The organism is Gordonia sp. UBA7860, from assembly GCF_002500165.1.
Lineage (GTDB): Bacteria > Actinomycetota > Actinomycetes > Mycobacteriales > Mycobacteriaceae > Gordonia > Gordonia sputi.
The window spans coordinates 1-23,192 of the sequence record NZ_DLSO01000048.1; the positions used below are offsets into that span (position 1 = coordinate 1).

Below are 23,192 nucleotides of genomic sequence, written 5' to 3' on the forward strand. Positions count from 1 at the left end.
ACTTCTTCCGATGCGGCTGCGCCGACGACAACGGTTGCAGATGACACAGAGGCACCCGCCCAGCCTTACGGCGATAAGTCGGGCAGCGTCGAATCATCCAGCACCGCTGATGATTCGAGGTCCGCTACCGACTCGACGTCGAGCACTGCGGATTCGAAGGGAACCGGCTCGGCTGCCGACGCTGGTGCGGCGGACACCGAGAAGTCTGCGGACTCCGCGGCGTCGAAGTCCGGAGCGGACTCGGCAGGAAGTCCAGCGTCGAGCGACGCGAAATCCGACTCCACAGGGAGCTCGGCGTCGAGCGATAGCTGATCGACACCACTCACGACGCCTCGGCGCCCGCGGACACGTCTCCGCGGGCGTCGGGGCGTTTCGTGCGTCGTGTTCCACGTCACAAGCTGAGTCATGCGGCTACCGGCTTGCGCGCATCCCGTCATTCTGCAGTGCGAACGAGGCACTCTCGACGACGGCGCGTCGGGTGGTGGCGGCGCGCTGCAATCGGGTCGCTCGGGGGCGGACGAGGTTCTGGTGCCGCCACTGACAAGGAGTGACCATGAAGAACGTTGTCGTTCGCCCGGGGGTGGGCGCGTTGGCCCTCACGGGAATGTCCATCGCGAGTGCCGCAGTGATTGCAGCCGTCCCGGCAATGAGCCAGGCCGCAACGGTGGCCGCAACCGAGGGGGCAGCGTCGACGACACAGCTCGCCGCGGACACCGCAACCGTCGGCGCACATGCGGTGACCGCCCTGGCCACCGATGCCGACCCGACGCAGATCTACACGGACGCGATCCAGCGCGCACTCACGAACATCACAACGCTGCAGGCCAATTCGCCCGACACAGCACTGCCGATACTGAGCCAGGTGTTGGAGAACCAGCTCAATCTCGTCAAGGGCGTCGCCGACGGCGCTGTGCACGGCGAGTGGAAGGCGGGCACCAGCCCCGATTTCGCTGCGCTGTGGAAGCAGGCGACCGAGGCAGCCGGCGGCATCGGTCCAGGACTGTCCGGTGCGGCCCAGGACGTGGCCGACGCGCTGCGCAACGACGTCCCGCCGCTACTCGAAGCGGTCACCGAAGCGCTACGGGCGGGCGACATCGAGTCGGCGATGAACAACATGCTGATGGTGGCGGTGGTTCCGATCTTCGCGGCAGTCAACCCATCAGGCCCACTGCTACCTGCGTTGCAGAAGATCCTCGATGTGCCATTCGACCTGGGTCTGTCACTCGTGGGGGCGATCCCCAACGACCAGATCAGCACTGCTCTGGCCGAACCGTTCAACGCAGGCAAGCGGGTCGTCGGCCAGCTCCAAGAGGTCGCTCTGTTCGCGGGCATGGGCATCATCAGCCCATTGGGCGGCGGAATCGGAGCCCTCGGGCACGCGATTCAGACCGTCGCCGACGGCGTCGCAGCGGGAGACGTCTCCGCCGTCGCGACTGCACTGCTGCAGGCCCCGGGTGTCATGCTCGACGGCCTCCTCAACGGCGGCTACGGCCCCAGTGTCGGCGACATGATTGGCCTCGGTGATTATCCGGTGATCAACGGCGGACTGCTGGGTCCGAAACTCGACATCACGTTCGACGACGGCGAGCTCAAGATCTTCCTACCGGGCGCACTCGGTGCGCTCCAGTACATCCAGCAGCGGATCGCCGGAGTCCTGGCACCAGAGGAAGCAACGACCGCCTCGTATACCGTCGACGCGTCGTCGGTCACCAGCGCGCCGATCGTCAGCGCCACGGCTTCGAAGACGACAGAGAAGGCCCCGAGCGCAACGGATCTCGCGGAGTCGACAACCCCTTCGGAACCCTCGGACTCCGAATCCTCCGAGGCAGCGCCGGGTGAGAGCGTGGCGGGTGATGTAGTGGCAGGTGACGCGACGGGCACGGGCGGCGCCTATGCACCTGCCACCGGCGGCCTAGACACGGCTGGAGTGGACACGGCCGAAGCGACAGGCAACTCGCCCGCAGTCGACCCCGGCGCGACGAGCGGCACCGAAACAGGCGGCACGGGTTCTGCCGACACGAGCCCTACAGCCAACGGTTCTGCTGACGCCGGCTCTGCGGGCGCCGACACCGGAGGAGCTTCGAGTTCCGGCGCCACCGCCTCGGCGGACTCCGACTCCACGTCCTCACCGTCGTCGGCATCGGCATCGAGCAGCAACGCGTCGTCGACTAGCGGTTCCGCCTCGAAGTAGCAGTTCCAAGAACAACGCGGCGCCCACTACCACCACGGTCGTGGGCGTCGCTGTGTTCTGCCAGCCGGGCACGGCTTGACGTGCCGACTCCGACTTCGGGCAACCCGGACATCTGGGCGCCGCGTAGGTGAGCTACATTTCTCTTTGTACTCGGAAGTAACTTATCTCACAGGGGAGGTTCAGCAGCAGTGGTGTCACACGCCCTGACGGCGCGCGACCGACTCCTCGGATCACTGGGCGCATTCGTCTCGTCGCCGACCGACCATTCGGTAGCGCTCGTCGGCGAACCGGGAACCGGGCGCACCGCGCTGCTCGCCGCGGCCGAACGTATGGCGTCTGACGCCGGATACCGACTCGCACGACTGAACACGCGCGCAGGCTCCGAGTCGGTTCTGACCGAACTGGCAGCCCACCTCCGAGAATCCGCCACCTCCGAGCACCACTCGGGCATCGTCACAAACGACAACGCCGACGATCCGCGACAGACGTTGCTCAGCCTTGCCCGCCGGCCGCGATCCCACTCGCTTCTCATCGGACTCGACGACGCCGATCGGCTCGACGACGATGCCGCACAAACACTCTCGTACCTGAGTCGACGGCTGACCGGCAGCAGCGTCAAGCTCGTCACCACCTGCGTGCCGGGTGTCGCGGGTCTTCCCAGCCATGCGGTCGACGTCGCACTCGCGGTCCATCCGCTCGACGCAGCGGCGTCTGAAGACTTTCTGCGCCTGCACTTTCCGAGTCTCGATTCCGATGATCGTCGTCGAATCGTGCGTCGCGGAGACGGCCGGCCTCGCGAACTGGTCCGCGCGGGCTATCTCGCCATCGCTTCGACCGAGGCCCCACCATCGACGAGCGACCACACATCACTCGGGCTCGACCACGACGACCTCGCAGACCTCCTACAGCGATCCGCTGCTCAGGCCCTTCGCCACGGCGACTCCCATACAGCGGCACACACATTCCGCCTCAGCGCCGCACACACCACAGAGCCGCCTGCCAAGGCTCGACGGCTCGCCGCGGCGTCGGCCCTGGTATCCGCGGTGAGCGCCGATATCCCCACCGCCAGCGCACTTCTCGACGAAGCGGTGAGCATCGACACCGCGGCGACACGCTCACTCGAGGCGGTCGTCGCGCGCTCGTATCTGTCAGCAACAGCCCCGGAGTCGATCCGCGAAGCGCAACGGACTTTTGCACGAGCGATTCGCGCACATCCTTCGGAACCGGGCGATCGCATTCTCGACGATGCACTCTGGTCGCACTATCAGCTGTGCCATCTCGACGATCGGCCGGAACACTGGTCGGAATTCACCTCCCTGGTAGGCCAGCATGCGGCGATAGCGCCTGAGTGGGCACTGATTGCGGCGCAAACACTTTCACCCGACCGCGCATCGCATGCACACCTCGATACTCGACTCGACCGGCTGATCGACACCCTACAACACTCAGCCGATAGCGCAGATGTGGTGCGCAGCGCATTTGTCGCGACGTCGCGCAGCAGCAGCTACTGGTGGCGTGCCGCGTTGCATCGCGTATGGAGCGACCCCCGCTCGTCGGTCACCTCGTCGGTCTGCGCCGCTTGGATGCTCGGCTCCCACTATCTCGGCGCCGGACGTTGGGACGAGGCACAGCGGATTCTCGACGGCGGGATAGCCCTGTGCCGGAGGTCGGGCTTGCAACTCTACGCACAGGCATATCTGGTCAGCGCACGAAAACTGTTGTCGGCGTACCGCGGAGAGCTGCTCACGCCATCGGTTGCCTCACTCGCTGTACCCGAGTGGATATCCAAGGGGGTTGGCGTCGCCCGACACCATGGGCACCTCCAGGCAGTCACCGCTCTCGGTGCAGGCAATCCGCGGAGCGCGCTACGCATCTTCCGCGCATCGAAACATGGGCCCGCCGACGTCATCACTCGCGGCGACCGCGCCATCATCGACCTCGCCGAGGCCGCCGCCGAATGCGAATCACGGTCGGCAACAGTGGCGGTGGCGCAGGCATTGACCGCAGTCGGCCATGGACCCGATCTCCGGCTCGCTTTCCTGCGCGCGGGTTCGTATGCGATCGTCACCGACGATGTCGAGGCATATCGCTCTGCGATCGCAACGCCCGGCGCAGACCGATGGCCGTTCGACGTGGCGCGAGTGCGCTTGCATTTCGGGCGTCGGTTGCGCATGAACGGCCTCGGTCGCGCCGCGAGAGAAGAACTCTACCAATCTCTCTCGACGTTCACCGTGCTCGGCGCCGACCACTGGTCTGCCCGAACCGTCGATGAACTACGGTTGCTCGGCGAGTCGGTCACCACCTTCACGCCGCCACGTCGATCCCCACAGATCTCCGCCACGGCACACCGCATCGCCGAGATGGCCGCCTCGGGGATGTCCAACCGTGCCATCGCATCTCAGATGGGTATCGCGCCGAGTACGGTGGGCAGTCATCTCTCGCACGTATACCGCACCGTCGGAGTGAGATCCCGTACGGCGCTGCGTGATTGCGCGCTCTTCGCCTGACCTGTCGGTCGTACGATTACCGCGCTCTCATCTCGGGACTGCGAGCACCTCGCGCAGTTCCACCCGCGACGTCACACCCAATTTGGCGTAGATCCGATACAGATGATTGCCGACGGTCCGATGCGAGATGTCGAGTCGTTCCGCGACAGCCTTGTTGGTCAGGCCCGACGCCACCATGTCTGCGATACGTCGTTCATAGGCGGTCAACTCCGAGTCTGCCGCCGTCGCGTTGCGTGTCGGGGCAGTGGCGTCGAGTTCTGCCTCGGCGCGCGTGGCCCACGGTGTCGCACCGAGTTCGACGAACGTCGACAACGCAGCTCGCAGTTGCCTCCTCGCGGCAACGAGCTCCTGCTTGCGTCTCAGTTCCATGCCGTAGGTGTACTGAATACGCGCGTACTCGAAGACCCACTGACCGGAACCGGGTACCGCCAGCGCCTCCTCGAAGAGGCGACCCGAGTCGTCGTCGCTGATCATCGCCCGGCATGCCAGCGTAATCATGTTCAGTCGCGGTGAGATTCGGTCGAGCCGGGCTTCCTCGATGGCGGCGACATGCGCTCGCGCATCGTCGCCTCGACCGGTGCGTGTCGCCGATCGGACCAGATCCAATGCGATCATTCCCGACATCGAGACGTACGGTCCGACCTGACCCACCGGACTGACCGCCGTCGCGTGGGTGTACACCGAACCCACATCTCCGCGCCCACCTGCGACCATCGTCCACAGATGTTCGGCGAACCGGACGAGCACGAAGGCACGCCGCGGTAGTGCCCACGCACGCATGCGTGCCGCGAGTTGCTCCACCACATCGACCTCGCCACGAACCGCGGCAACCATGCCGAGCAGATAGTCGGCGAGCCAGCCGAGGTGATCGTGGCCGTCGACGTCGCAGACCGCCTTGGCCCGCTGAGCCAATTCTGTTGTGGTGGACCATCGCCCACGGTGGAACGCGTCCTGAGCCAGCTGCAGCATCGCCCACACCGCCGCGATCGACGGCCTGCTCGCTACGTCGCGGCGAGTGTCTACGCCGTCGACCAGTTCGTCGAGTACCGCACGACACTCATCGATCCGGTCGAATGTCGCAGCCATCTCGGCGATCTCACCGATCCAGAGCGGAGATTGGTCGACCGACAACCCGGTGATCAGCGCGTCCAGAGTTGTCTGCTGGACGACCGACAACGTCGACGGCCCCTTCCAGAGTGCCGCCACAAGTCCGAGCGCAGAGGACGCTTCGGGAGCGACCTCGTCGACGATCCGCCGATACCCCTCCCACAACTCCACACGCCCACCGAGCCAACACAACTCGCGCAACGCCTCGACGGCTTCGACGACCACCGGATCGTCGGGGTCATGCGGCGCAGTGCGTTCGAACGCATCCATCAGCATCCGGTAGGCAGTGTCGACGTCGCCGTCGTCATCGATGACGATGACCGCCGACGCGGCGAGTGCGTCGGTGATCGAGTTCTCGAAATGTCGCTGGCCTGTCTGCATTCCGACGAACATCTCCGCCGCCGCGCCACGATCGACGCGTGCGGCAACCTGCGTTGCGCGGGCCAGTCGTCGGTGACGCTCCCGGGGATCACCACTGAGCTCGACGGCCCGTCGGAGCCGGTCCAGCCCCGATCGCCACTCGCCTGTGCACAGATCCGCTTCCGCGGCCACTTCGAGTTGAGCTGCCAGAGCGTCGTCGAATGTGGTTCTTCCCGTTGACATATCGAGTGTGATCCCAGCCGAGCACTGCGGAACTCGCGCGAGTGACCGATACGCCGACGATCGCTCGTCGTCGGTCGCCGCGCTCATCAGCGCCGATCCGATGAGCGCTGGGGTGAAGTGAACTCGCGGCGGACGTGCCGACGGTGACTCGCCGTCGGCGACGCTCAGTTCGATGAGTCCCGCCGTGATCGCCGTGGTGACGACGTCCGAGCAGGTGCGACTGCCGAGCGTCGCGAGGAGATCAGCGATCGGAACGTCGGGAGCCAGCGCGTGCATCAACAGCAGGCGTCGCGTCGCGGCCGGAAGGTCGGGAATCTCGGGAACGAGTCTGTCGCGCAACACAGTTGACATCGGGATTACCGGCGGCAACGACGACGAACCGTCGATCTGGTCGTAGCGTAGTTCGGCGGGCAACGCACGCAGGGCGAGCGGATTGCCTTCGGCGAGTGCCAGGACTCGGCGCCTCACGTCGGGCGCCATACTCGGATGGTTCAGCGGGAGCAGCGTCGACGCGGCGTCGCCATCGAGCGGCCCGACATCGATGATCGTGCTCGGGCCGAACTCACACTGCGTGTGCGCAGGAGCGGTTGCCACGATGGCGACACGTGGTATCCGCGCCATCACGAGCGCCTCGAGCACCGCCGCCGAGCTCTCATCCGCGTGATGGAGATCGTCGACGACGATCACGACCGGTGCGCGAGTAGACATCTCGTCAACCAGGGAGACGGCCGCGCTCGCCAATACTGCGGGCGTTGGTGTTTCTCCGGCGTCGAGTCCGAGAGCGAGACGAAGCGTCGAGACATGCTGTGACGCAACCTGTGTCGGCCCATCGACGAGATTCAGCAGAAGCACCTGCAGAAGCGCATTGGAGAGGGACTGCTCGAAGGCGACCGCACGTCCGAGCAACACCGACGCCCCGGCTTTGCCCGCACCATCTGCTGCGGCAGTCACCAGCGCCGTCTTGCCGACGCCCGGTTCGCCGCGGACCAGGACGACTCCGGTGCCACCTGCGAACACGGAGTCAATGACATCGGCGAGTTCACGTTGCTCACGTTCGCGGCCGAGCAACGCTCCGCGACGCACTGGCCCAGGGGGCTCTGTGCGGTCGCCGGAACGCTCCGCGACGCATTCGGCCGACACCCGATCATCTCCCGTGGGCAACACTGCCCGTAACGAACTCAACAGACGAGAGCGGACCGGACCGGCACTCCCCGCAGAACGCCCGACCGCTGGTCACGACTTTATCGTCAGGCCGCTGCACTGGCGTCGGCGGGCATGGAGTCTCTGGACGTGGAGTCTTCGGACGTCGAGTCGACGGACGTGCTGTCTGCCGTGTCACCGATCTGGGTGATGTTGTCGACGACGCTGTTGACCACCTAATCGTGGAACTCGGCAGCACTTCCGGTGATCGCGGTGGGCGCGGCAGGCGCGCTGAGGGCGGCACGGTTCGGCTGCGGCGACTGCGGCGACCGCCGCCGCGGCGTGCGCAGACGGGGCTGTCGCGATCGTGACGGCGCTGGCCAATGCACCTGTCGCCGCGATTCCCGCGCCGATTCGGTTCCGTGTGTGAGAGCGGCTCATGACGTCCGTGTGCGTGACTTCTCCTCGACCCTGGATTTCGAACGGCTGTGGATTCCAACGGCTGTGGATTCGGGCGGTGTCGATTCGATCTGCCGAACGCATGCCGACAACGCTCGCCGCCGAAGTCTCAGAGAACTCTCAGGCAGTATCGGGCGAATGGCGAAAGCTCTGGCAAAACTACTCAGCGTGGACGCCTGACCAGTGACGTCTCGGTGGTAACTCACCCCAGGTCAGGCGCGGGTGAGGCCGGGCCGCGGCACGTCGAATTCGACGAATCCGGCCACTACCGCCTGTCACAGACTGTTCTCAGGGATACTTGAACGATGCATGAGGGGACCCCCGATCGCGTGACTCCGTCGCCGCTCATTACCCGTGCGCGTCCAGCGTTCTTCCTACTGGCGCGTCCGACGGGATCGGCCGACACTCTGCCCGCGTCGATCGGCGAGCCGGACGTGTTCTACTCCGAGGCGCAGGCGCTCGATGCACTCGACATCCACTTCGCCTGGTGTGCCGCCCGTTTCGACGCCGACGTCGTCGACAATGCGCAGTGGTACCTGCAGAGCGCGATGGTCGGTCCACGCATCGCCACGGCGCTCGGCGAGGTCTACCTCGCGGCCGACACCGACACCGGCGAGGTCCACGCCGCCGCAGGTGCGTTCCTCACCGAGGGCGAGGTGGTGCACTGGGCACCATTCGTCGACGCGGTGGCACCACGCATTCCGAACAGCCGCATCTCGAGCACCAACATTCTCGACGGCCCCAGCCCCAAGTCCGGGCCGGGCCGACTCCGACTCGCCTACCGCGGCGACGCCGAGGTCTCGTTCTCCCAGGTCTGGTTCGCCCCGATGGATTCGACACGGGTGTACCCCAAACGCATTCACATCGGCGACGACGCTCTCTGAGTTCCACTGCTCGAGCCCCGTCGACCTCGTGGCGGCCGTTCAGCCGAATGACCTGGTGTCACGTCACCGCGTTTCGCTGCGATAGTCGGTCAGAGGCCCACGCTTCGTCCGATTGAGTCACGATCGCCTGGTGACGTCCTCATCGGATCGAGTACCCATCGGGTCCAGTCATCGAGAGGAGCGGTCATGCGCATCGATCTACCCGAGACCCGACGACAGCGGACACGGCTTGCGAAGGTGTGCGTACCGGCGCGTGGGAGGGTCACACGCGAGACATGAACCTCAACGCCGACGGCACCGGCGACATGTCGGTATCGACCGGCGCCGCCGACGGCGAGAAGTGGGCTCTCACCTGGAGCACTGACTCCAGCGGAGTCACCATGACGCTGCGCGATCAGATCTCGAAGCACGGCGAAGGTCTGGGAGATAACTTGATGCACGCCGGCGTGGTCTATCACGTTGTGCTGGTGAAGGATTCACAAGCCGTCACCTATATGCAGATGGCCGGCTTCACCTCCGCCCAGCACTCACTGACCTGGTGCAACCCGGACAAGTACGGGTACTCGCGGGAGTGCGGAGCCTGATCAGGCCACGCAACATCAGCGACCCTTGCGGGGGATAGCGAATTACGCGCCGCAGTCGCGGGCGTAATCGTCTTTGCGGCAGAACGCAATCGAGTCCTGGCCGGGATGCAGCGACATCAACAGGACCGTGTGTCCTTCTCGTTTACCCAGCGCGCCCTCAAACGACTTTCCGGCGCCCAGTAGTCCATAGCTGCCCTGACCCAGCTTCTTGGTCTGCGTCTTGACCTCAGTCAGGATGCCGCAGTCGGGGAACACCGTGGTCTTCTGCGCCTTCCAGGCCAACGTCCACGTCTCGCTGTTCGACGCACCGCTGCCGAGTGTGATGGTTCCGGAACCGTTGTCGCGCAGATCGATCGCTCGCCCGTGCCCAACCCACTGTCCCGTGTACGGCGCACGATCCGAGCATGCCGAGGTCGGCGCCGACGATGCAGGGGGTGCCGCGTACCGCGGGTCCTTGGTCCCTCCTGCGTGTGCGGCAGCGGGCATCGACAGGACCACCGCGGCAGCACAGAGTGCAGCAGCGCCGGCGGAACGGGAGAACTTCATGGACAACCTCCGAGATTCGGACGAACGAGACAGTGGTGCGCCACTGGACGGTACCCAGCCCGATGCTGCATCGATGTAACTCGATCGGGTGAAAGCCGTCATTTGAGTACGAACGGACTACACGGACCGGCGCCTGACGGTGTCGCGGGTCGGGAAGTAGTCACGGGCCCTCTGCCGGGCCGGCTCGCGCCCGCGCCGACGCTGCTCGGACCCCCAACGCCCCCAGGGACACCGACACACGCACACCGACCACGACGTCCTCACCGACGACCGCGCACTCGAACACCTCCGCCCGCGGCCGCTGCTCGGCGGTGAGCGACTTGGCCGTGGCACACGGGTCAGCCCGCGCCGCAACATGATCGGCCGCCGCGGCCAATGCGGCGAGATCGGCGGCCGACTGCGCCCGATGACGAGCCAGCGTCGCCGCACCCACATAGATGACCAGCACGATCAGGGCTGCGATACCCGCGATTGCCCCGGCCGCGGCCACGGTGGCGTAGCCGCCCTCATCGCGGAGAAGTCGAGTGAAGCGTGAATCCCGCTGCGTCCGCGCCCCACCCGACCGGCGACAGGTCACCGCATCACCCCCGGCGCGACGTCGACCTGGTCGGCACCATCGGGCTCAGGGACGGCGACGGCCCGCGCAGACAATGTCAGACCCGGCACCATCGGCGCTCCGCGACGGACCTCGACGACTATCCGATCTGCCTGCGCCGCAACAGAGATCTGCGCACCCGGCACGATCTGCTCGCCTGCGGCGCGGGCATTATCGTCACCCGCGGCCGTCAGCCGAGCGACCTCGCGGGCGGCGTCGGCACAACGGACCTGAGTGGTTACCGCCATGACCACACCCACCGCGAGAATCACCACGATCACGACAGCCGAAATCGCGTACGCTCCCTCGATCGTGACCATCCCCGACTCGTCGTCGATAATCCGTCGCGGCCGCATCTCAACCCACCGACGTGTTGAGCGCCTTGGTGATGATCCCGGTCAGAGCGCTGACAATGTTGTCGCCACTGACCACCGTGTACAAGATCGCCCCGAACGCTGCGGCCGCAATCGTGCCGATTGCGTACTCCGCGGTGCTCATGCCTTCGTCGTCGGTCATCAATCTGGTCAGGTTCGCGTTGGTACGAACCGTGATTCGTTCGAATCCGCTTCGGGTCGCGTGGAGAATCTTCATGATGTGCCTTTCGGTTGAGGTGAAACTGATTGGTGCTGCACTGCTTTGACGTTGAGAACCCACGAAGAGATCCATCGAGTCTTCTAAAGACCGGAGAGTGTTGAGCCCGCGAGGCCGATCACAACCGGGACGATGCCGAGACACACGAACGCGGGGAGAAAACACAGGCCGAGCGGACCGCTCACCAGCACCCCTGCCCGCTCGGCACGAGCATGCGCGTCGTCGTGCGCTCGACGTCGGGTTTCGGTGGCGAGCTCACCCACCTGGGCCGACAGCGCCGACCCCGCACGAGCTGATCGCCGAGCGAGCATCGACAACTGCTCGAAATACTCGGTGTCGGAGGGTTTTCGGCGTGCTGGTCGAACTCCAAGTGGCGTCGACCACGCACGTTCGGGCTCGGCGCCGAGCTCGAGTAGCTCCGCCGTAGCGGTCAGCGGCTCCGCCAACGCCGTCGGTGCTGTCTGTGCGACGGCGAGTGCGGAGGCGGGGACCGTGAGACCTGCGCGCAGACACACTGCGAACAGGTCGAGGCCCGCGGCGATGGCAAACGGATCGTCGACCTCACGGTGCTTTCCGAGCCACCGCGCTTCTCCCGAGGGACTATCAGGCGGCTCGACGACCCGATACAGCAGCCACCGCCGCGGCGGCAGGATCAACACCGCTGCAGCGAGTAGCAGCAGCGACATCGTCATCCGCGCACCACTTTGTCGGTGATCCGTTCGGTCCACACCACGCCCGCAGCGACCAGCGCCGTGCCGATCACCAGCAGCATGCCGCCGAGACCCCCGCCGAGCAGCACCTGGATCGGGCGCGCGCCCGTCGCCTGACCCAGCCCTATCCCGAGGAGCGGAAGTCCTGCCAGCACAACGGCAGTCGCGCGCGCCCCCGCAAGGCCGGCACGCGTGCGCTCGGTGAACGCGCGTCGCGCGGCGAGGTCGGCGCGCAACGACTCGAGCAACTCCCCCATCGGGACGCCCGAGTGCTCCGCGGTTCGCCACGCGACGGCGATCCGGCGCCAGGACTGATCCGCAGAATCCGAACCAGATCCCTGCCCCCGGCTCTCAGACGCCCCATCGACGACGACGCTCCCCCCGAGTTCGGCTCGTGCGGCCAACACGGTCAGCCCTTCGGCCACCTCCGATGGATCATCCCTACCCTCCGAGATCTCGCGGGCTGCAACGGCACATGCGCGGGCGGGCGGAGCTCCCACCGAAAGCTCGGCGATCACCAGCGCCAGAGCGGTCAACATCTCGTCGCGCTGAACCTCGTGCTCGGCCGCACGACGTCTTCGCCGACGGAGCCAGACGACCAGCGCCACCACGATCGACGCCGCCACCGCACCCGAGATCCCTCCGACGAGCAGCGCCACCAGCGGCGCACAGACCAACCCACAAGCGCTCGGCTGCAACGGTGTCCATCGCGTGGCCGCCGTCCCGGTCAACATCGACACGCGATGCTCGACCCGACTCGTCGGCCACCACATCACCCCAATCGCAAGCGCCGCCAACACGATGCTCATGTGCGCTCCTCGACCAACGCGTCGAACTCCGCGCGGTGCTCGGTGAATCCACTGTTTCGCAGCCAAACCGGCCGGATCGTCACCCATCCATCGGCGTTCCGGGATACCATCCCGACTTCGACAATCCCCCGCGCTCCACCGGCTGTACGGCTGACCCCGACAACGATTCGGACGGCGGCCGCGAGCTGTGAGTGCAATGCTTCTCGGTTCATTCCCCCAAGTGCCGCAAGCGCTTCCATACGAGCAGGAACCTCCGAGGTCGAGTTGGCGTGCAACGTCCCGCCGCTCCCTTCATGGCCCGTGTTGAGTGCGGTGAGAAGGTCGATGACCTCGGCACCGCGAACCTCCCCGACGATGATGCGGTCAGGTCGCATCCGCAGCGCTTGTCGAACCAGGACTCGTACCGGAACCTCGCCCATCCCTTCGACATTCGACGTTCGTGCGACAAGACGCACCACATGTGGATGTGCCGGGGCGAGTTCCAACGCATCCTCGACGCACAGCACCCGATCAGTCGGGGCCATGGCACCGATCAACGCGTTCAGCAGAGTCGTCTTGCCCGACCCGGTTCCGCCGACGATGAGAAAGGCGAGACGTGCGGCGACCGTCGCTTCGAGCACCTCGACCAACTCGGGCGGGACCGCCCCCGACGCGATCAGTCCCGCCATATCCATTCCGGCCGTGCGCAATACCCGCAGAGAGATACATGTACCGTCCGCGGCCAGCGGAGGGATGACGGCGTGGAGCCGCACGGTGAGTCCGCGTCTGCCGAGCGACGTGAGCTGGGCGTCGACCCACGGTTGCGCGTCGTCGAGACGTCTGCCGGCGCCGAGCGCCAGCCGACTAGCGAGTCGTCGAACGGCCGCATCGTCGTCGAAGGTGATACCAGTCGGTTCGAGACCGCTGCCTCGATCGACCCAGACCCGCTGCGGGCCGACGACGAGCACGTCGGCGACGCCGGGCTCGGCGAGCAGTACCTCGAGTCGTCCCGCGCCGGTCAGTTCGGTCTGCAGATGCCGCAGTGCCGCAAGCAGGTCGGTGTCGCCGAGAACCCCACCCGATTCCGCGCGAATCGCCTCCGCGATGACCGCTGCCGTCGGTTCGGCCGACTCCTTGGCGAGGCGCTCACGCACCCGGTCGATCAGAGCGTCGTCGGACGTCGCGGTCACCGCCTGCACGCGTGAACTTCGCTGTGCCGCGGCACTACTCATGATGCCGCCACTCGAGCGTCGGCGAATCGTGAGTACACGGCCGACGCCGCCCGCCCCAACGGACTGCGCGGCGCGACCCGCAGACGTCCTGCTTCGAGACGCATGGCCAGGCGCGGGTCGGGCCGGCACGCGGCGATCAACGGCACACCAACCGCTTCGGCGATCTGCGCTGCCCGCAACCCGCCGGGAGACGGCCCGCGGATCACGAGTTCGACGCGCGGGCACGCCGGCAGCAATCGAGCGATCAGGAGACGTGCGGCGGCGGTACCTGCGACGGTCGGAGTGGTCACCACCACCACCAATTCGGCCGACTCTGCCACTGCGCGCACCACCGGGGTGTCGGCGCGTGGGAGATCCGCGATCACCAGGTCGCCGTGCGCACGACCGGCGTCTACCGCTGCGAGCACAGGGCCACGCGAAAGCGACCGGATGTCGTCACGCCTCCCGGTGACCAGCGCAAGCCTGTCGTTATACCGCGGCAACGCATTTCGGAGCGACGCACCGCTGACCGCACCCTCGTCGAAGGAAAGGTCTTGCCAGCGGAGCCCTTCGCGCGCTTCCACGCCGAGCGTGAGATCCAATCCGGCCCCGAGCTCGTCGATGTCGAGTAGCAACACCCGCTCGCCGCTGTCGACGGCTGCCAGCGCACTCGCCACGGCGAGCGTCGACGCTCCCGCCCCGCCGTGCGCCGGAATGAACGCCAATGCTCCTGCTTGGCGCGATGCCGGCAGTCTCAGTTCGGTGAGAATCCGCACCAGGTGGGACTCATCGTCGGGGAGCACAGCCGAATCGACGGCGCCGAGATCGAGCGCACCACGCCACGTCGCAGAGGCGGGTTCGACGTCGGAGATCAGCACGACGCCTCCGCGCCGTGGCAGCGAGCTCTGTGCGAGCGTGGCGACAGCGGGCGGATCGAGCACGACCGCACGAGTTCTCAACCAATCCCGCCGGCACTCACGCGCGTCACCGGGGATCAGCCGATAGCCCGCTGCGGCAGCGCACCGGGCAACGTCGTCGTGCAAGTGTTCGGCCACAAGGGCGAGGAGGTCGTCGGACATGAACTGAGCATGCGTCGCACCGCCGACCGGTACGCCCTGCTACCGCGATGCGTGGGCGCATCTGGGGACAGAGGCTTGCTTGTGGATGAGCGCCGCACGCGCAACGCAGCTCACCCGGCAAGTGTCGACGCAGCGGGATTTACTATGATGAATTATCGGTGCGATGGTGTACGCTAGGCACGTCTAACGCACCGGATCGACGCGGCGAGACCGTCTTGACGCGGCCAGACCGTCCAGCCCAGAGAGCAACCCAGCCCGGTTGCCGACAAAGAAGAGACCCCCAGACAGAGGACAACCCCGGCCAGGGGGGGAGGGGGCCGGGGTTGTCGCGTTTCAGCCCCGGGGGGTCGGGCTGAAAGGCGCCGGTTCAATAAAGAACCGGGTAGCACCGACTATACACACTCGAACGCCAGGTGAGAATACTGATTGCAGCATTTGCGATAGTTTGCCAAGCGGTCATTCGTCCCAAACGACCGTCGTGATGCGCGAGGCCTGGACCTGCGAGTACGTCGATTCGCCCCTCCGCTGGGCGGGTGACGTTAAAGATGTTTAACCGAATCGGCACGGGTGATGTGTGGGTCGGATGACCGGCGGGCATCTTTCGGCTTGATCCTGATCATCCGGATTCTCGCCCCGGAACCCGTCCGTCGAGCTCGCTTGCGGGAGTTTCCAGAGCGGCTCGCCAAGGGGCTTGATGTGACGCCGATCACGGTGTAGAACGTAAATCACGGAAAACTCGTCGAGCAAAGTCCGATCCGGAAGAGAAGGACCGAACCCCCCGGCGAGCACTCCCAGCACGGGCGGCAAGCACCCACGCGGAGCACGCCGCATGAGGCACAAGTGTTGTGCGCCTGCGACATCGCGGCTTCGAGCAACAACTCCGACAACTGCAGCGCCACGCCTGGCCCGAGAGTTCGTCCGGCACCGACATCGACGGATGCCGTGAGCGGGCCAGAGAGCAAGGGCAGCGCGACGGAGGAGACCTGTTCTCGCAGAACGTGATCCCTCGCCGAGGCGGTGACCACAACCCACCGCAGCACGCTTGGTAACTTGGGTCCGTGCTACGCGGGCGGCAACCTGTCGAGAGACAGGTGGGCCGCCCGCAGTGCTGTCTGGGGCGCAGTGCTGTCTGGGCAAGTCTTCGCCCGCTGGCAGCGTCCGGCCCCCCGGCACCAATCAGGCAGCCATCATCCCGCGCGAGCGGCGTCGGCGATCGACCTCGCCTCGGTCGCTCCGGCCACCATCGCCTCGCAGCAGAACACGATCCACGCGCCGAGCGCATCAGGCTGACCGGTGCCGAATCCCGTTGCCAGCGAGTGATATTCGTCGACCTTCTTGAACCAGGTCACCTCGGGTACGCCGAGGTTGTGCGGATCGAGGCCACTCGACGTCGACGTCAGGCGCGACGCCGCGCGGGCGACGACACCGCTGGCGCTTCCGAAGGCGTCGAGTGTCAGCAGTTCGCCGTGCACCACCGCGGCCAACACCGGTGCAGGCACCGACGTCGCACCGGTGATCAACTGGCCGAGGAGTTCGAGTCGCGTCGCGACGTCGGCTCCCGGTCGCGGGCGGCCGAGCAGGTCGGGGTCGTCGACGAGGTCGGCGGCGGCCAGCATATGCAACCGCGCGAACGCCTGCGCGGGCGCGCGTCGATACACCGCCGTCAACGCATCGAGCGAATCACCATCGAGCGCCTGGGCCACCCGCATCGCGCCGGCCAGGATCGGGTCGTCGAAGTCTCCGTCACGCCTCAGCTCGGCGCTCCCACCGTCAATCGCCGCAGACGATCGGCCGGCCCGCCACGACGCCTCGGTCGCGGTGTTGTTCCAACCACGCAGATTGGCCGGATGCCGGTGCACAGCGCCGAGCGCGTCGCGCGCACGGTCGGCGGCCTCGCGCACGCCGGGCAACTCCGTAAGCGGCGCAAGTGGGTCGGTAGTCACAGTTCGCCACGGTAATCGATTCCTGCGCTGCCAGATTCTGTGCCCCGCGGGCGCTCACCCAACGAACGCCCGGTCGGAGCCATGCAACCGTGACATCGTCGGTCTATGTCCGTCCTCACGCAGCACCCACAGATCACCACCGTCGACGCCGAGCAGCTGGCGCTGATCCGCGCGACCGTACCCTTTGACGCGCTACGCGGCTTCTACGACGACGCGTTCCGCAGACTGCCTGGGGCGATCGCGTCGTCGGGCCTGGCAATCACCGGACCGCCACGTGGGCTGACATTCGGACTCCCTACCGACGCCATCGACGTCGGTGTGGGCTTCCCCGTCGACGGAGTCGTCGAAGCGACCGATGACGTGACGCCGTTCCGAACCCCGGGAGGTCGCGCGGTCACCTACGACCACCGCGGCAACTACGACCATCTGTCCGACGTCTACGCGGAGTTGTTCGCGTGGATTGCCGATCACTCCCTGGTTCGCGGGGATGTCGTGTGGGAGATCTATCTGACTCAGCCGACTCCCGACGCCGATCCAGAGGACATGATCACCCAGATCTTTGTCCCGGTGACAGACGCGGTGTGAACCGTTCGTCGCGCACCATCGACAGCTCGGCGCGCGAGCTCTGCCGCCAGTCCCCCGGCGCCTGCAACGCCACCCCAACGTGACTACCCTCACAATGAGACCCCGGCACGCCCCACCTCACCGTGGGTGGAGTCGCGTGAATGCACACCGAGAGTGAAAGGCCCTGCTCAGAGATGTCCACAGCTGCACACCCCACCGCACAGGTGTATCCGCCGACGCCCGAGTTCGTCGCGCAGGCGAACGGCACCGCCGCGCTCTACGACCATGCCGACGCCGACCGCCTCGAGTTCTGGGCGGAGCAGGGCAGGCGCCTGGACTGGGACACCGATTTCGACCAGGTCCTCGACTGGTCGGATGCACCATTCGCGAAGTGGTTCGTCGGAGGCAAACTCAACGTGGCGGTCAACTGCGTCGACCGCCACGTCGCCGCGGGCAAGGGCGACCGTGTCGCGATCCACTGGGTCGGCGAGCCCGGCGATTCGCGTGACCTCACCTACAGCCAGCTCAAGGACGAGGTGTCCAAGGCGGCCAACTACTTCGCCTCGATCGGCCTGGTCCCCGGCGACCGCGTGGCCATCTACATGCCGATGGTCCCCGAGGCGCTCGTCTCGATGCTCGCGTGCGCACGCCTCGGCCTGACCCACTCGGTGGTGTTCGCCGGGTTCTCCGCAGGCGCGCTGCGCTCCCGCGTCGACGACGCCGAGGCCAAACTCGTCATCACCACCGACGGCCAGTTCCGCCGAGGCAAGCCCGCACCTCTCAAGACCGCCGTCGACGAAGCACTCGGCACCGGCGACGCCGCCGCGAAGTCTGTCGAGAAGGTCCTCGTCGTGCGTCGTACCAATCACGATCCCGATCTGAACTGGGTCGAAGGTCGCGACGTGTGGTGGGAGGACACCGTCGACGAGTCGTCGACTCATCACGAACCGGAAGCCTTCGACTCCGAGCACCCGCTGTTCCTGCTTTACACGTCGGGCACCACCGGTAAGCCCAAGGGCATCGTGCACACCTCGGGCGGTTACCTGACCCAGGCCAGCTACACCTTCCATTACGTCTTCGACCACAAGGAAGGCCGCGACGTCTTCTGGTGCGGCGCCGACATCGGCTGGGTCACCGGCCACTCGTACCTCGTCTACGGGCCGCTCTCCAACGGGGCGACCGAAGTGGTCTACGAGGGCACCCCCAACTCCCCCAACGAGCACCGTCACTTCGAGATCATCGAAAAATACGGTGTCACAACGTATTACATCGCTCCCACGCTGATCCGTACGTTCATGAAGTGGGGCCGCCAGATCCCCGACGCCCATGATCTGAGCTCCATCCGACTGCTCGGCAGCGTCGGCGAACCGATCAACCCCGAGGCGTGGAAGTGGTTCCGCGAGGTCATCGGAGCCAACTCGGCACCCATCGTCGACACCTGGTGGCAGACCGAGACCGGCGCCATCATGATCTCGCCGCTACCCGGCGTCACCGCGACCAAGCCAGGCTCGGCCATGGGACCGCTGCCCGGCATCTCGGCGAAGATCGTCGACGACAACGGCCAGCCTGTCGGCGCGGGCGAGCAGGGCTACCTGGTCCTCGACAAGCCGTGGCCGTCGATGCTTCGCGGCATCTGGGGCGACGACGAGCGCTACCGCGACACATACTGGTCGCGGTTCGCCGAACAGGGTTGGTACTTCGCCGGCGACGGCGCCCGCTACGACGACGACGGGGCACTCTGGGTCCTCGGCCGTGTCGACGACGTCATGAACATCTCCGGCCACCGCATCTCCACCGCGGAGGTCGAATCGGCCCTCGTCGGGCACTCCGGTGTCGCCGAAGCCGCCGTGATCGGAGCTGCCGATGAGACCACCGGGCAGGGCATCGTCGCGTTCGTGATCCTGCGCGAAGGCGTAGCGAACACCGGAGATCAGCTGATCAAGGAGCTCCGCGAGCAGGTGTCGGTGGAGATCTCCCCGATCGCCAAGCCGCGTGAGATCAACGTCGTGCCCGAACTGCCCAAGACCCGATCGGGCAAGATCATGCGACGTCTCCTCAAGGACGTCGCCGAAGGCCGCGAGCTCGGCGACACCTCGACACTGGTCGATCCCTCGGTGTTCGAGGCGATTCGCAGCCGAAAGGGCTGATCCGCACACAGTTGTTCGCCCGTTTTCAGTCATTCGGCGCGGCGCCGGCCGGCAAAAGCCCAGGTCGGCGTCGACGGTCGACGGAAAAATGACTGAAAACGGGCGGGCTGCGTCTGGAGATCTCGTTGTCCCGGCGGCCTTGCTCTTGACCCTGACACGGTGACAGGGTTTTGACTCAGGTCGTGGAGGTGATCACGATGACTCAGACACTCATCGACGCGCTGTCGGCGCCGGATCCGTCGATCCGGCTGCGCGCAGCACTGGCGGCGGGGACCGAACCCGATCCAGCGCTCGTCGACGCACTGGTACACCGCAGCGGCGTTGAATCCGACTTCTTCGTCCGCGACATGCTGACCTGGGCACTCACTCGGACGCCGCACGCAGCGACGGTGCCGCGAGTGGCCGCGGAGTTGGACTCGACGTCGGCGCAGGCGCGCAGCCAGGCATTACACACGCTGTCGAAGATCGGCGATCGCAGTGTCTATCAGCACATCACGGGCCTGCTGCACGATCCAGACGACGACGTAGCCCGGACAGCGTGGCGGACGGCGGTTGCGCTCGTTGCCGATGACGATGAGGACGTCTCCGATCTCGCAGCCGCCTTGGCCGCCGAACTCGGCCGCGGCGACCGAGAGGTGCAGCGCAGTCTCAGTCGTGCGCTGAGCGCGCTCGGCGAGGCAGCAATCGGCGTTCTAGACGCGGCGAGCACAAGCGGCCACGAGGCAGTGCGCATTCACGCCGACGCGACCCGGCGCCTGATGAACGACCCGGGCGGCGGCTTCGCCGACGCAGTCGAACAAGCAAAGCGCGCACTGACACTGCGTGGTGCACCCGTCCGCATCGACGATGCTGATCGGTGAGGTGTCGCGGCATTCGGGCGTGAGCGTCCGGATGCTGCGGCACTACGACCGGCTGGGGCTGGTGCGACCGGCGACCCGCACCGCGGGCGGGTACCGCGACTACTCCCCCGACGACATCGCGCGGCTGTTCCGCGTCGTCGGACTGCGCGCGCTCGGGGTGTCACTGGCAGGAATCAAGACACTGCTGGACACCCCGGGGACCGCCGAACCCGCAGACCTGGTCGACGAGCTCATCGCGAAGACGCGCCAACGCATCACGCGCGAGACCGAGTTGCTCACGCTCCTGACCCGCATCGCCGACGCCGCGCCGACCGACTGGGAGGACGTGCTGAACTCGGTGAAACTACTCCACGACCTCGACTCCGACTCCCCGGCCCTACGCCAGCGGGCAGCGCTGACCGCACACGGCGGGCGACTCTCGCCGGAGGCGCTCGCGAAAGCCGTTCTGGCCGAGCGCGATACGAATGTCGCCGGCACCCTCGTCTGGGCGCTCGCCGATTTCGCCGATCCCGCTGCGGAGGCCGCACTCGGTGCGGGTCTCCTCTCCCCAGACCCCGAGATCCGACGCCGTGCGGTCTCGGCGATCACGAAGCTGAACACCGACACGTCCGTCGAATTGCTGCGACGCACCGCACTCCGCGACACCGACCGTGCCGTCGCCGATGCCGCGTCGCTCGCCCTCGCAACGCGGGGTGACACTGCCATGATCCCGCGGTTGATCAACATGGTCGTCGACGGCAGTCATGACGTCGACGCCGCCGACGCGATCCGCGACCTCGCACACACCTCCGCAACCGCCGACGAGATCGCGATGGAACTCGGCAGGCTCCTCGATGGCGACCACGTCGATCCGCAGGCACGGAGCAGACTCGCCCAGGCACTCGTCGACCTGCCCGGCGAGGTGGCCGTGCACATCCTCGACGCGCACACCGACGACCGCGATCCCGCGGTGGCCGCACTCTCCACGCTGCGACAACACCGCTCCTGACCGGGTCGACCCGCCGCCACGCCACGTCGACGCGGCGGCGGGCACAACCGCGAAGACCCGCGCATGGCAACATATGGCAGGAGAACGCCAAAGACGGAGGATGCTGTGAGTGGAAACGAGTCCGGCCAGTCCGACTACCGCAACGCAGGGGGCAAGACACCGTCGATTCCGTTGAGCGACGCCGACCGCGATTCGTCCGGCGAAGCCAGCGTCGGAAGCCTGGTCAAGAACGCCACCGCGAGTGTCTCGACGCTGTTCCGGTCCGAGGTCGCGCTGGCCAAGGCGGAGCTGGTCGACGACGCGAAGAAAGCGGGGGCGGGCACCGCTCTGCTGATCGTGGCGGGCGTGATGGCTCTGTACGCGAGCTTCTTTTTCTTCTTCTTCCTCGCCGAACTGCTCGACGAGTGGGTCTCGCGCTGGCTCGCGTTCCTGATCGTGTTCGCGATCCTCGTTGTCATCACGCTGATCGCAGCCTTCGTCGGCTACCTCGTGTTCAAACGAGTTCGCGGTCCGAAGAAGACGATCAGCAGCGTCAAGGAGGTGCAGACCGTGCTGCCGGGCCGACACGACGACGGCCCCGGCTCGTCGCTCGGACACGGCGGCAGTCATCCTGCGATACCGCCCGCACGCGAGGCCTGAGATTTGGCCGCAGCCCCCGACCCGTCCAGTGTCCGGTTCGCCGGGCCCTGGCGTCATCTCGACGTACGTGCCAACGGGGTGCGGTTCCACGCGGTCGAGGCCGACGGCCCGGGTACGTCCTCGGAACATCCAGACCGCCCACTCGCCTTGCTGCTTCACGGTTTCGGTGAGTTCTGGTGGAGTTGGCGCCACCAACTGGCCGACCTGACCGAGGCCGGTTACCGAGCTGTCGCGGTCGATCTGCGCGGCTACGGCGACAGCGACAAACCTCCTCGCGGTTACGACGGTTGGACCCTGGCAGGCGATACCAACGGCCTCGTGCGCGCGCTCGGGCATACATCCGCGACGCTCATCGGCCACGCCGACGGCGGGCTGGCATGCTGGGCGACCGCCACGCTGCACCCACGTGCGGTGCGCGCGATCGCGGTCATCTCCTCACCTCATCCGCGGGTCCTGCGGCGCGACGTGTTGCGAGACGCCGAGCAGCGGTCGTCGTTTCTCGGAAACTTCTTGAGCAACCAGGTGCCGCGCATGGCCGAGCGACGACTGACCCGACACAACGGCGCATTCATCGGCGAATACTTCGCCGAGCGGTCGGGGCTCGCATGGCAGGACACCGACGACTACACCGACACTGTCGACAAGAACCGATCCGCGATCCAGATTCCCGGCGCCGCACACTGCAGCCTGGAGTACCAGCGCTGGGTGTTCCGGTCGCAATTTCGACCCGACGGCGTCCGCTTCATGGACCTCATGGAGAAGCGGCTGTCCATCCCGGTCCTCGCGGTGCGCGGCGTCGACGATCCCTACATCACCGACGAATCAGTCGGTGCCGGTGCCGAATGGGCCTCGGACTTTGACTATCGCCCCATCCCCGGCAGCGGTCACTTCGCCCACCAGGAGCGGCCGAGTGAGGTCAGCAAGCTGCTCGGCGACCTCCTCGCCGGCACCGGCCGCGACGACTAGCGCACGCTCGACGTCCCGCGGCGCACAGTCGGCAGGCTCGAGCGCACAGTCGATCGCAAACCCCTCGCCGACCGTGCGCTTCCTACGGCC

Annotated in this window: 21 protein-coding genes; 10 read left to right on the forward strand and 11 right to left on the reverse strand. The window is 66.6% G+C overall.

The genetic code is table 11. From position 1 onward, the window contains the following. Positions 1–65: 65 nt before the first annotated feature. The gene (locus tag B3T59_RS06970) at positions 66–326 is read right to left on the reverse strand and encodes a hypothetical protein (RefSeq protein ID WP_287001829.1); all 261 of its coding nucleotides are present in this window, start codon (positions 324–326) and stop codon (positions 66–68) included. Positions 327–553: 227 nt separating this feature from the next. Here B3T59_RS06970 and B3T59_RS06975 point away from each other — a divergent pair, with 227 nt between their 5' ends. Together B3T59_RS06975 and B3T59_RS06980 are read left to right on the forward strand one after the other, a co-directional pair. Beyond that, positions 554–2,191, forward strand: coding sequence for a hypothetical protein (locus B3T59_RS06975; protein ID WP_287001830.1), 1,638 nt, complete (start codon positions 554–556; stop codon positions 2,189–2,191). Between the two features lie 188 nt (positions 2,192–2,379). Further along, positions 2,380–4,698 carry a helix-turn-helix transcriptional regulator gene (locus tag B3T59_RS06980; RefSeq protein WP_287001831.1) on the forward strand — a complete coding sequence of 773 codons (2,319 nt, stop codon included), beginning with the start codon at positions 2,380–2,382 and terminating at the stop codon, positions 4,696–4,698. 27 nt (positions 4,699–4,725) lie between these two features. On the opposite strand, the gene B3T59_RS06985 is transcribed toward B3T59_RS06980, so the two are convergent. Beyond that, entirely contained in the window at positions 4,726–7,590 is a 2,865-nt protein-coding gene (locus tag B3T59_RS06985) for an AAA family ATPase (protein ID WP_287001832.1), read from the reverse strand. Between the two features lie 722 nt (positions 7,591–8,312). Here B3T59_RS06985 and B3T59_RS06990 point away from each other — a divergent pair. Together B3T59_RS06990 and B3T59_RS06995 are read left to right on the forward strand one after the other, a co-directional pair. Next, positions 8,313–8,891, forward strand: coding sequence for a hypothetical protein (locus B3T59_RS06990; protein ID WP_064863144.1), 579 nt, complete (start codon positions 8,313–8,315; stop codon positions 8,889–8,891). Between the two features lie 275 nt (positions 8,892–9,166). Next, a complete protein-coding gene (locus B3T59_RS06995; RefSeq protein WP_287001833.1) occupies positions 9,167–9,475 on the forward strand; it encodes a hypothetical protein in 309 nt (102 codons plus the stop codon). A gap of 42 nt (positions 9,476–9,517) precedes the next feature. Here the strand turns inward: B3T59_RS06995 and B3T59_RS07000 are convergent, their stop codons facing one another. From B3T59_RS07000 to B3T59_RS07040, 9 genes are all read right to left on the reverse strand, one after another. Continuing rightward, positions 9,518–10,021 (reverse strand): hypothetical protein, encoded by a 504-nt coding sequence (locus B3T59_RS07000; RefSeq protein ID WP_064863142.1) that lies wholly within the window; start codon positions 10,019–10,021, stop codon positions 9,518–9,520. Positions 10,022–10,181: 160 nt separating this feature from the next. Further along, complete coding sequence (locus B3T59_RS07005) at positions 10,182–10,598, reverse strand: Rv3654c family TadE-like protein (protein ID WP_064863141.1); 417 nt, start codon at positions 10,596–10,598, stop codon at positions 10,182–10,184. Then, positions 10,595–10,972, reverse strand: a complete 378-nt coding sequence (locus tag B3T59_RS07010) for a TadE family type IV pilus minor pilin (protein ID WP_064863140.1) — start codon at positions 10,970–10,972, stop codon at positions 10,595–10,597. The genes B3T59_RS07005 and B3T59_RS07010 overlap by 4 nt, the downstream gene beginning before the upstream one ends. A 1-nt stretch (position 10,973) precedes the next feature. Beyond that, positions 10,974–11,207 carry a DUF4244 domain-containing protein gene (locus B3T59_RS07015; protein ID WP_064863139.1) on the reverse strand — a complete coding sequence of 78 codons (234 nt, stop codon included), beginning with the start codon at positions 11,205–11,207 and terminating at the stop codon, positions 10,974–10,976. 83 nt (positions 11,208–11,290) lie between these two features. Then, entirely contained in the window at positions 11,291–11,899 is a 609-nt protein-coding gene (locus B3T59_RS07020; protein ID WP_064903301.1) for a type II secretion system F family protein, read from the reverse strand. Beyond that, the gene (locus B3T59_RS07025) at positions 11,896–12,726 is read right to left on the reverse strand and encodes a type II secretion system F family protein (RefSeq protein WP_064903303.1); all 831 of its coding nucleotides are present in this window, start codon (positions 12,724–12,726) and stop codon (positions 11,896–11,898) included. The genes B3T59_RS07020 and B3T59_RS07025 overlap by 4 nt, the downstream gene beginning before the upstream one ends. After that, positions 12,723–13,937: a TadA family conjugal transfer-associated ATPase gene (locus tag B3T59_RS07030; protein WP_287001834.1), complete on the reverse strand. Its 1,215-nt coding sequence runs from the start codon at positions 13,935–13,937 to the stop codon at positions 12,723–12,725. Before B3T59_RS07030 ends, B3T59_RS07025 begins: the two co-directional genes overlap by 4 nt. Beyond that, positions 13,934–14,995, reverse strand: a complete 1,062-nt coding sequence (gene ssd, locus B3T59_RS07035) for a septum site-determining protein Ssd (RefSeq protein ID WP_064903305.1) — start codon at positions 14,993–14,995, stop codon at positions 13,934–13,936. The genes B3T59_RS07030 and ssd overlap by 4 nt, the downstream gene beginning before the upstream one ends. Before the next feature lie 1,187 nt (positions 14,996–16,182). After that, on the reverse strand, positions 16,183–16,938 hold the full coding sequence (locus B3T59_RS07040) for an oxidoreductase (protein ID WP_287001835.1): 756 nt from the start codon (positions 16,936–16,938) through the stop codon (positions 16,183–16,185). Between the two features lie 105 nt (positions 16,939–17,043). Between B3T59_RS07040 and B3T59_RS07045 the strand changes: the two genes are divergently transcribed. The 6 genes from B3T59_RS07045 (at position 17,044) to B3T59_RS07070 (ending at position 23,102) form a co-directional block, all read left to right on the forward strand. Then, on the forward strand, positions 17,044–17,523 hold the full coding sequence (locus tag B3T59_RS07045) for a GyrI-like domain-containing protein (RefSeq protein ID WP_287001836.1): 480 nt from the start codon (positions 17,044–17,046) through the stop codon (positions 17,521–17,523). A 173-nt stretch (positions 17,524–17,696) separates the two neighbouring features. Further along, positions 17,697–19,649, forward strand: coding sequence for an acetate--CoA ligase (acs, locus tag B3T59_RS07050; protein WP_064903311.1), 1,953 nt, complete (start codon positions 17,697–17,699; stop codon positions 19,647–19,649). A gap of 197 nt (positions 19,650–19,846) precedes the next feature. Beyond that, positions 19,847–20,509 carry a HEAT repeat domain-containing protein gene (locus B3T59_RS07055; RefSeq protein ID WP_287001837.1) on the forward strand — a complete coding sequence of 221 codons (663 nt, stop codon included), beginning with the start codon at positions 19,847–19,849 and terminating at the stop codon, positions 20,507–20,509. After that, on the forward strand, positions 20,472–21,497 hold the full coding sequence (locus B3T59_RS07060; protein ID WP_287001838.1) for a MerR family transcriptional regulator: 1,026 nt from the start codon (positions 20,472–20,474) through the stop codon (positions 21,495–21,497). The genes B3T59_RS07055 and B3T59_RS07060 overlap by 38 nt, the downstream gene beginning before the upstream one ends. 105 nt (positions 21,498–21,602) lie before the next feature. After that, positions 21,603–22,136, forward strand: coding sequence for a phage holin family protein (locus B3T59_RS07065; RefSeq protein WP_064861919.1), 534 nt, complete (start codon positions 21,603–21,605; stop codon positions 22,134–22,136). Between the two features lie 3 nt (positions 22,137–22,139). After that, positions 22,140–23,102 carry an alpha/beta fold hydrolase gene (locus tag B3T59_RS07070; protein WP_287001839.1) on the forward strand — a complete coding sequence of 321 codons (963 nt, stop codon included), beginning with the start codon at positions 22,140–22,142 and terminating at the stop codon, positions 23,100–23,102. Positions 23,103–23,192: the final 90 nt, after the last annotated feature.